The sequence below is a fragment of the Vogesella urethralis genome, assembly GCF_007644045.2.
Classification (GTDB): domain Bacteria; phylum Pseudomonadota; class Gammaproteobacteria; order Burkholderiales; family Chromobacteriaceae; genus Vogesella; species Vogesella urethralis.
This window is the reverse complement of sequence record NZ_VMDW02000026.1, coordinates 25,756-35,709: the sequence shown is the minus strand read 5'-3', so window position 1 is coordinate 35,709 and position 9,954 is coordinate 25,756. Positions and strand designations below refer to the sequence as shown.

Here is a 9,954-nt window from a genome sequence, read left to right as displayed (position 1 = left end):
AATTACTGGCGGAGAAATCAGGTAAATTAGCCTTGGACTCTAAAGCGTAGTGCTACTGAGATTGGGGGGACGTCGCTTGATGCCTAGACTTGCAGCGATGTCCTGTGCCTCTGCAACGGGAAAGACGGGGTATTGCTCGCGGATATCAATGACTCGCTCGGAGAACTCCAGAGTCAAGAAGTAAGCATACTCAACGTCGGATAGAAGATGATGGGTTCGATCAACTTTGCTCCCCGCCACCTTGTGAGAACGGCCACAGGAAGGCACATCCTGCACCCGAAGCCATGGCTTGTAGCTTTGCCCCTCACCTTGGCCATAGCCCTGTTCAACGTACCGATCAATGTCGGCCTGAGTCTTAAAACGACGCCCCCTCACTACACTCTCCAGAAACTTGTAACTCACTGGAAGTATAGGGAGGGGGCTAGTTGTGTCAAATTATATTAGTTTGTGTCAAATTATATTGTTTTGTGTCAAAAACTATTGTTGCTCCACACCAGCATGCTGCCCGAATTACTTTACCTGTATAAGGACGAGCAGTACGCCAATGAACATGAAGTGCGGGCAGTACGTATGCTTCCATTGAATGACTCCCGTATTCGCAGCGATGAACGGATACCGGGCCGCTTGTATATTGAGACCAATCCTTTTTTGTTCACCACCAATAGCAGTATTACCGTTGGCCCGAAAGTGCCAGGCAAAGACCAACTGGCTGCGCTCTGGAACCTGCGCTGGCGCTTAACCAAACATGGTTTTGACAAGACCAGCAAGGTCGTTCTGTCACAAGTAGCGTATCGCTGACGTGATTACCCATCAAAAACAAAACCCGCTTATGCGGGTTTTGTTTTTAGCTACCTGCGGCCAACCTTATTCCACGGTGACCGATTTGGCCAGGTTGCGCGGTTTGTCCACGTCGGTACCACGCGCCAGGGCGACGTGGTAGGCCAGGATCTGTACCGGAATGGAGTGCACGATGGGGCTGAGCACTCCCACGTGGCGCGGGGTGCGGATGACGTGTACGCCGTCGGAATCGACAAAGTGGCTGTCGGCGTCGGCAAACACGAACAGTTCGCCGCCACGGGCGCGCACTTCCTGCATGTTGGATTTCACTTTTTCCAGCAGCACGTCGTTGGGGGCAATCACCACTACCGGCATGTTTTCGTCTACCAGCGCCAGCGGGCCGTGCTTCAGTTCGCCGGCCGGGTAGGCTTCGGCGTGGATGTAGGAAATTTCCTTCAGCTTCAGCGCGCCTTCCAGCGCGATGGGGTAATGCAGGCCACGGCCGAGGAACAGCGCGTCGTTCTTGGCGGCAAACTGGCTGCTCCAGGCTTTGATCTGCGGCTCCAGGTTCAGTGCGTGCTGCACGCTGCCCGGCAGGTGGCGCAACTCGTCCAGGTACTGTGCCTCTTGCTCGGCACTGACGCGGCCGCGTACCTTGCCCAGCGTGACCGCCAGCGCAAACAGGCTGACCAGCTGGGTGGTGAAGGCCTTGGTGGAGGCCACGCCGATTTCGGCGCCGGCGCGGGTGTAGAACACCAGTTCGGACGCGCGCGGGATGGCGGATTCGCGTACGTTGCAGATAGACAGCGCGTACTGGTGGCCCAGGCTCTTGGCGTATTTCAGCGCTTCCATGGTGTCCAGCGTTTCGCCGGACTGCGAGATGGTCACCACCAGGTGGTTCGGGTCGGCGTAGGCGTCGCGGTAGCGGTATTCGCTGGCGATTTCCACGTCGCACACCACGCCGGCGATGCTTTCTATCCAGTATTTGGCGGTGAGGCCGGCGTAGTAGCTGGTGCCGCAGGCCAGGATCTTCACGCCACTCAGTTGCGGCAGCACGTTGGCCGCAGCCGGCCCGAACAGCTCGGGGACGAAGCCGTCGTCCAGCACCACTTCGATGGTGTCGGACAGCGCTTTCGGCTGTTCGTGGATTTCTTTCTGCATGAAGTGGCTGTACGGGCCCAGTTCCAACGACGCCAGCGACACGTCGGACACGTGCACTTTGCGTTCTACCGGCTGGTCGTCCTTGTCGATCAGCTTCACGCTGCTACGGGTGAGGTGGCCGATGTCGCCTTCTTCCAGGAAGATGACGCGACGGGTGGCCGACAGCACGGCGGAAACGTCGGAGGCGATAAAGTTTTCGCCTTCGCCCAGGCCCACCAGCAGCGGGCAGCCCATGCGCGCGCACACCAGTTCGTCGGGGCGGTCCAGCGCGATGACGCCGATGGCGTAGGCGCCGGTCAGCTCGCGAGTGGCGCGGTGCACGGCGCGGAACAGGTCTTTTTCTGCCACGTAGTACTGGTGTACCAGGTGGGCGATCACTTCGGTGTCGGTCTGCGATTCAAACGTGTAGCCGGCGGCTTTCAGGGCTTCGCGCTTTTCTTCGTGGTTTTCGATGATGCCGTTGTGCACCACGGCGATCAGGCCGTTCGACACGTGCGGGTGGGCGTTGTATTCGGTAACGCCGCCGTGGGTGGCCCAGCGGGTGTGACCGATGCCGAGCTGGCCTTCTACCTGCTCAGCCAGCGCTGCGGCTTCCATTTCGGCCACGCGGCCAACACGGCGCACGCGGGTAATATCGTTACCCATGTGCACGGCAATGCCGGACGAGTCATAACCGCGGTATTCCAGGCGCTTCAGGCCTTCTACCAGTACCGGAACGATATTGCGCTGGGCGATGCCCCCGACGATGCCACACATGCTGCGTCTCCTTGAGTCAAACTCAGTCTGCCAGCGGGGCGCAGATCACGGTAATGCCCCGGGCTTCTATCTGGGCCCTGGCGTCGTCGGCCAGGGCGTCGTCTGTTACCAGCGTATGGATGCTGCTCCAGGGCAGCTCCAGATTGGGAATACGCCGGCCGATTTTTTCCGATTCCACCATCACGATCACTTCGCGGGCCACGTCGGCCATTACCCGCGACAGCCCCACCAGCTCGTTGAAGGTGGTGGTGCCGCGTGCCAGGTCGATGCCGTCGGCACCGATGAACAGCTGGTCGAAGTCGTACGAACGCAGTACCTGCTCGGCGATCTGGCCCTGGAACGACTCGGAATGCGGGTCCCAGGTGCCGCCGGTCATCAGCAGCGTGGGCTCGTTTTCCAGCTCGCGCAGCGCACCGGCCACGTTCAGCGAATTGGTCATTACCACCAGGCCGCGCTTGCTGCCCAGCAGCGGAATCATGCTGCGGGTGGTGGTGCCGCTGTCGATGATGACGCGGTTGTGATCGCGCAGCCGGTTGGCCGCCGCACGCGCGATCGCCATCTTTCGTACCGAAACCTGTTGCGGGTCGGGTTCGGCCACCATTTCGCTGGGCAAGGACACCGCACCGCCGTAGCGACGCAGCAGCAGGCCGCCGGTTTCCAGCAGCGCCAGGTCTTTGCGGATGGTGACTTCCGAGGTGGCAAAGCGCTGCGTCAACTCGTCGACGCTGACTTCACCCCGCTCTTGCACCAGCGCCACAATCGCGTGACGGCGCTGCTGCGTGTTTCTTTTGGTCATGCATTTATCTTTCGTTCCGAAAGTTTCGCGATACTATCGCGAAAGATTCCGGCTGACAAGTTGTAATTGGCATAAAAAAACCCCGCCGCAGCGGGGTGGTGGATTCGGGCTCGCTTACTTGAGCTTTTGCGGGCGCTGCCAGCCAGCCACAGTAAGCTGTTTGGCGCGCGCCACGGTCAGCTGGCCAGCCGGGGCGGTCTTGGTAACGACCGAACCGGCGCCAATGGTGGCGCCCTCTTCCAGCGTCACCGGCGCCACCATCAGGGTGCCGGAGCCAACAAACACGTTATCGCCGATGACGGTCTTGAACTTGTTGACGCCATCGTAGTTGCAGGTCACCGAACCGGCGCCCACGTTCACCTTGCTGCCGATCTGGGCGTCGCCGATGTAGGTGAGGTGGTTAACCTTGGAGCCTTCGCCCACGGTGGCTTTCTTGATCTCGACAAAGTTGCCCACGTGCACGTGTGCGGCCAACTCGGCGCCCGGGCGCAGACGAGCGTACGGCCCGATGCGGCAGGCTTCACCCACCACGGCGTCTTCCAGATGCGAGTACGGCGCAATGCGGGTACCCGCGGCGACCTGCACGTTTTTCAGCACGCAGTAGGCACCAATCTCCACGTTATCGCCCAGGGTAACTTGGCCTTCGAACACGCAGCCGACGTCGATGCTGACATCCATGCCGTGCTGCAGTTGGCCGCGGATATCGATGCGTGCCGGGTCGGCCAGCATCACGCCGGCGGTCAGCAGCGCACGCGCCTGGTTCAGCTGCAACTGGCGTTCCAGCTCGGCCAGTTGCACCTTGTTGTTGACGCCAGCGGCTTCCCAGCTGGCGCCCACGGTAACGCCCGGCACGGCCAGGCCGTTACGAACCGCCAGCTCGATCACGTCGGTCAGGTAGTACTCGCCTTGCGCATTGCCGTTGCGCAGCTCGCCCAGCCAGCCTTCCAGTCTGTCGTTGGGCAGCACCATCATGCCGGTGTTGATTTCGCGGATGGCTTTCTGCTCGGCGTTACAGTCTTTGTCTTCGACGATGGCCACAATTTCGCCGGCCTCGTTACGTACGATGCGGCCGTAGCCGCTGGCGTCGGCCAGCACGTCAGTCAGCAGGCTGATGCCTTGCTGTGCCGCATCCAGCAGCTGTTGCAGGGTCTCCAGCGTAGTCAACGGCACGTCGCCGTACAGCACCAAGGTGCGGCCAACCTTGGGCAGGTGCGGCAACGCCATCTTCAGTGCGTGGCCGGTCCCCAGTTGCTCGGCTTGCAATGCCCACTCCACGTCGGCATCGGTAATGCGTTCGCGCACCAGGTCGCCACCGTGGCCGTATACCACCACCAGTTTGCCCGGGTTCAGCTGGCGGGCGGTGTCGATGACGCGGGCCAGCATGGGTTGGCCGCCGATGGGGTGCAGCACCTTGGGCAGGGCCGAGTACATACGCTTGCCCTTGCCGGCCGCCAGAATGACTACGCTTAGAGATTCCATAAAATTTGACCAGAGATTCGTGCAGGTAAGCCCGAATTATGCCATCAAAAAGCAAAGAAAAAGGCCACCACTTTCGTGGCAGCCTTTTGTTTTCAACACACCGTCGTGTGCTTAGTGCACGCGCTTGCGGAGGTATTCCAGCGCCTTGAGCTGGGCAATGGCGGCAGCCAGCGCTGCGTGGGCCTTTGCCGTGTCCAGGTCGTCGGTAGCGTGCTTGAGGGCATCCTCGGCAGCACGTTTGGCCTCGTTGGCGCGAGCTTCGTCCAGATCCTCACCGCGGATCGCCGTATCAGCCAGAACGGTGATGTGGGTCGGTTGCACTTCCATCATGCCACCGGACACCGCCACCAGAACCTCGTCCTTGGAACCCGGCACTGTCAGACGCAGTACGCCGGGGTTGATACGGGTCAGAAGCGGCACGTGACGCGGGTAGACACCGATCTCGCCTTCCGCTGCCGGAGCCACGAGGAACTCCGCTTCGCCAGCGTAAATCTGCTGTTCGGTGCTGACCACTTCCACATGCATCTTGGCCATGAGCCGTCTCCTTGATTACAGGGTCTTGGCTTTGTCGGCAGCTTCTTCGATACCGCCAACCATGTAGAACGCCTGTTCCGGCAGGTGGTCGTATTCGCCGCTGAGAATCGCCTTGAAGCCCTTGATCGTTTCCTTCAGCGGAACGTATTTGCCCGGGGAACCGGTAAATACTTCAGCTACGTGGAACGGCTGGGACAGGAAGCGCTGGATCTTACGCGCGCGGTATACAACGAGTTTGTCTTCTTCAGACAGCTCGTCCATACCCAGAATCGCGATGATGTCACGCAGTTCCTTGTACTTCTGCAGCGTGGTCTGCACACCGCGGGCTACGCTGTAGTGCTCGTCGCCTACTACCAGCGGGTCCAGCTGGCGGGAGGTGGAGTCCAGCGGATCCACGGCCGGGTAGATACCCAGCGAGGCGATATCACGCGACAGAACCACGGTTGCATCCAAGTGAGCAAAGGTGGTAGCCGGGGACGGGTCAGTCAAGTCATCCGCAGGTACGTATACGGCCTGGATGGAGGTAATGGAACCATCACGGGTGGACGTAATACGCTCTTGCAGACGGCCCATCTCTTCGGCCAGGGTCGGCTGGTAACCTACTGCGGACGGCATACGGCCCAGCAGTGCGGATACTTCGGTACCGGCCAGAGTGTAGCGGTAGATGTTATCCACGAAGAACAGAACGTCACGGCCTTTGCCGTTGGCGTCTTTCTCGTCGCGGAAGTGCTCGGCCATGGTCAGACCGGTCAGCGCTACGCGCAGACGGTTACCCGGCGGCTCGTTCATCTGGCCGTAAACCATGGCAACTTTATCCAGAACGTTCGACTCTTTCATCTCGTGATAGAAGTCGTTACCTTCACGGGTACGTTCACCAACACCTGCGAATACGGACAGACCGGAGTGTGCCTTCGCGATGTTGTTGATCAGTTCCATCATGTTTACGGTCTTGCCCACACCGGCACCACCGAACAGACCAACCTTACCACCCTTGGCAAACGGACACAGCAGGTCAATAACCTTGATGCCAGTTTCCAGCAGTTCGGTGGCGGAGGACAGTTCGTCAAACTTCGGCGCAGCCTGGTGAATGGCGCGAACGTGTTCGGAAGCTACCGGGCCGGCTTCGTCAACCGGGTTGCCCAGTACGTCCATGATACGACCCAGGGTGGCAGCGCCAACCGGTACCGAAATCGGTGCGCCGGTATTGGTAATCGCCATGCCACGCTTCAGGCCGTCAGAGCTACCCATAGCAATGGTACGCACCACGCCATCGCCCAGCTGTTGCTGAACTTCAAGCGTCAGATCTGCGTCAACCAGCTTCAGGGCATCATAAACCTTTGGCATGGCGTCGCGCGGGAATTCCACGTCAACTACCGGGCCAATGATTTGTACGATTTTGCCTTGGCTCATTATCGGTTCCTAACTCAATAAACTTTTACAGTCCTGCGACGGTTAAACCGCTGCGGCACCGGCCACGATCTCGGACAGCTCTTTGGTAATCGCTGCCTGACGCGACTTGTTGTACACAAGACGCAGCTGCTTGATGGCGTTACCTGCGTTATCGGTTGCGGCCTTCATCGCCACCATACGGGCGGCTTGTTCGGAAGCCATGTTCTCGGCTACCGCTTGGTACACAACAGATTCGAGGTAACGCTTGACCAGGAACTCCATGACGTTGGAAGCACTCGGCTCGTACACGTAATCCCACGAATGGGCGTGTTCTACCACCATGTGTTCTTCGGTCAGCGGCAGCAGCTGTTCCAGCGCCGGCTCCTGTTTCATCGTATTGATGAAGCGGGAGTACACGATGTAAACCGCATCCAGTTCGCCTTCAGCGTACTTGTTCAGCAGTACTGTAAGCGGGCCGATCAGTTTTTCCATCTTGGGCACGTCGCCCAGATGAACCGCACTTGCCACCACGTTAATCTTGGTACGCTGGCATGCTGCCAGGCCTTTTTGGCCCAGGGCGCAGGCTTCCACTTGGACGCCTTGCGCTTGCAGCTCGTTGACCTTGGCGTAAAAGCGCTTCAGCACGTTGGCGTTCAAGCCACCGCACAGGCCTTTGTCCGAGGTCACCACGATAATGCCGGCGCGCTTGATTTCGCTGCGACGGGCAAGCAGTGGGTGCTCCAGATCCGTATTGGCCGAAGCCAGGTGCGCCATGACAGCACGCACCTTGTCGGCGTAAGGACGGGCAGCGCGCATACGCTCTTGCGTTTTGCGCATCTTGGAGGTCGACACCATTTGCATAGCGCGGGTGATCTTCTGCGTGTTCTGCACGCTTCGGATCTTGGTGAGAATCTCTTTACCGACTGCCATATCCTGAACCTTTCTTTAACTCGAGGTATCCGAAAGACTCAGATTAGAAGCTGTAGCCAGCCTTGAACGATTCGATCGCCTTGGCCAGTACTTTTTCGTTGTCGGCAGACAGATCACCAGAAGCGTCGGTCGCGGTCAGTACGTCGGCGTGATTAGCGCGAACGTAAGCCAGGAAAGCAGCTTCGAAAGCCAGGGCTTTCTTGACCGGTACGTCTTCGTAGTAACCCTTGTTCACGGACCACAGGGTCAGCGCCATTTCGGCGGTAGACAGGGTCGAGAACTGTTTCTGCTTCATCAGCTCGGTAACCACTTCACCGTGTTGCAGCTGCTTGCGGGTCGCCTCGTCCAGATCGGAAGCAAACTGCGAGAACGCAGCCAGTTCGCGGTACTGGGCCAGAGCCAGACGGATACCACCGCCCAGTTTCTTGATGACCTTGGTTTGCGCAGCGCCACCCACGCGGGATACCGAAATACCTGCGTTAATAGCAGGACGGATACCAGCGTTGAACAGATCGGTTTCCAGGAAGATCTGACCGTCGGTAATGGAAATTACGTTGGTCGGAACGAAAGCGGAAACGTCACCAGCTTGGGTTTCGATGATCGGCAGAGCGGTCAGCGAGCCGGTTTTGCCTTTCACGGCGCCACCAGTCAGCTTTTCTACTTCATCCGCGTTGATGCGGGAAGCGCGTTCCAGCAGACGGGAGTGCAGGTAGAATACGTCGCCCGGGTAAGCTTCGCGGCCCGGCGGGCGGCGCAGCAGCAGGGAGATCTGACGGTAGGCAACGGCCTGTTTGGACAGGTCATCGTATACGATCAGCGCATCTTCACCGATGTCGCGGAAGTATTCGCCCATCGCGCAGCCGGAGTACGGTGCGATGAACTGCAGTGCGGCAGCTTCGGAAGCGGTAGCAGCAACCACGATGGTGTGACCCATTGCGCCGTGCTCTTCCAGTTTGCGCACTACGTTGGCGATGGAGGACGCTTTCTGACCTACGGCTACGTAGATACAAATAACGCCGGTGCCTTTCTGGTTCACGATGGCATCCAGTGCCACGGCGGTTTTACCAGTCTGACGGTCGCCAATGATCAGTTCACGCTGGCCGCGGCCAACCGGTACCATGGAGTCGATCGACTTCAGGCCGGTTTGCATCGGTTGCGATACGGATTGACGGGCAATTACGCCCGGAGCAATCTTTTCGATCGGGGAAGCAGCGGACGCATTGATCGGGCCTTTGCCATCGATCGGCTGACCCAGCGCGTTTACCACGCGGCCAACCAGTTCGCGACCTACCGGCACTTCCAGAATGCGGCCGGTGCACTTCACTTCCTGACCTTCGGAGATGTGCTCGTACTCGCCCAGGATCACGGCACCTACGGAGTCACGCTCCAGGTTCATGGCCAGGCCAAAGGTGTTGCCCGAGAACTCGAGCATTTCACCCTGCATCACGTCTGTCAGGCCGTGGATACGAACGATACCGTCGGTTACGGAGATCACAGTACCTTTGGTACGGGTCTCGGCACCTTCAGCCAGGTTCTGAATCTTCGCCTTGATCAGATCGCTGATTTCAGAGGGGTTCAACTGCATGATCTCTCCTAATTCTTGAGGCTGGCTGCCATTGCCTGCAGCTTGCCGCTCACCGACGCGTCGATCACGTCGTCACCAACCAGTACTCGCACGCCACCGATCAGCTCGGGGACTACACGCACTTCAATCCGTACGGTCTTGCCGTATTTCTTGGTAAGCGTGGCGATCAGGTCGGCTTGCTGGGCGTCATCCAGGGTGTAGGCGGACTCGACTACTGCGTCCAGTACACCTTCTGCACGGGCCTTGAGGGCTTCAAACTGTTCGGCAATCTGCGGCAGCAGCGTCAGACGACGGTTTTCGATAAGGGTAACGATGAATTTCTTCACGTCATCGTTGGCCTTGTCGCCCAGTACGTCCACAAACAACGCCTCAATCTCTTGAGCGGTATGTTTCGGGTTGGTGACGACTTGCGCCACGTCCGGGTTCGCCACCATGGCAGCCAGCCACGCGAGCGCGTCAGACCACTTGGCTTGAGACTGCTGCTCGGTGGCAAGGCTGTATACCGCTTCGGCATAGGGCCTTGCTACGGTAATGAGTTCTGCCATGA

At 59.1% G+C, this 9,954-nt stretch carries 9 protein-coding genes; 1 reads left to right on the top strand and 8 read right to left on the bottom strand.

Going from position 1 to position 9,954, the window contains the following annotated elements; genetic code table 11:
* The first annotated feature begins 498 nt into the window (after positions 1–498).
* Entirely contained in the window at positions 499–798 is a 300-nt protein-coding gene (locus FLQ03_RS01180; RefSeq protein ID WP_144373864.1) for a hypothetical protein, read from the top strand.
* A 66-nt stretch (positions 799–864) separates the two neighbouring features.
* Here FLQ03_RS01180 and glmS read toward each other — a convergent pair whose 3' ends face one another.
* From glmS to FLQ03_RS01140, 8 genes are all read right to left on the bottom strand, one after another.
* Positions 865–2,694, bottom strand: a complete 1,830-nt coding sequence (gene glmS / locus FLQ03_RS01175) for a glutamine--fructose-6-phosphate transaminase (isomerizing) (RefSeq protein ID WP_144373863.1) — start codon at positions 2,692–2,694, stop codon at positions 865–867.
* Between the two features lie 22 nt (positions 2,695–2,716).
* Positions 2,717–3,490 (bottom strand): DeoR/GlpR family DNA-binding transcription regulator, encoded by a 774-nt coding sequence (locus FLQ03_RS01170; protein ID WP_144373862.1) that lies wholly within the window; start codon positions 3,488–3,490, stop codon positions 2,717–2,719.
* Between the two features lie 114 nt (positions 3,491–3,604).
* Positions 3,605–4,969 (bottom strand): bifunctional UDP-N-acetylglucosamine diphosphorylase/glucosamine-1-phosphate N-acetyltransferase GlmU, encoded by a 1,365-nt coding sequence (glmU, locus tag FLQ03_RS01165; protein WP_144373861.1) that lies wholly within the window; start codon positions 4,967–4,969, stop codon positions 3,605–3,607.
* A 111-nt stretch (positions 4,970–5,080) separates the two neighbouring features.
* Positions 5,081–5,503, bottom strand: a complete 423-nt coding sequence (locus FLQ03_RS01160; RefSeq protein WP_144373860.1) for a F0F1 ATP synthase subunit epsilon — start codon at positions 5,501–5,503, stop codon at positions 5,081–5,083.
* 15 nt (positions 5,504–5,518) lie between these two features.
* On the bottom strand, positions 5,519–6,913 hold the full coding sequence (gene atpD / locus FLQ03_RS01155; protein ID WP_144373859.1) for a F0F1 ATP synthase subunit beta: 1,395 nt from the start codon (positions 6,911–6,913) through the stop codon (positions 5,519–5,521).
* A 42-nt stretch (positions 6,914–6,955) separates the two neighbouring features.
* Positions 6,956–7,822, bottom strand: coding sequence for a F0F1 ATP synthase subunit gamma (gene atpG / locus FLQ03_RS01150; protein ID WP_144373858.1), 867 nt, complete (start codon positions 7,820–7,822; stop codon positions 6,956–6,958).
* Between the two features lie 43 nt (positions 7,823–7,865).
* On the bottom strand, positions 7,866–9,407 hold the full coding sequence (gene atpA / locus FLQ03_RS01145) for a F0F1 ATP synthase subunit alpha (RefSeq protein WP_144373857.1): 1,542 nt from the start codon (positions 9,405–9,407) through the stop codon (positions 7,866–7,868).
* Between the two features lie 8 nt (positions 9,408–9,415).
* Positions 9,416–9,952: a F0F1 ATP synthase subunit delta gene (locus tag FLQ03_RS01140; RefSeq protein WP_144373856.1), complete on the bottom strand. Its 537-nt coding sequence runs from the start codon at positions 9,950–9,952 to the stop codon at positions 9,416–9,418.
* Positions 9,953–9,954: the final 2 nt, after the last annotated feature.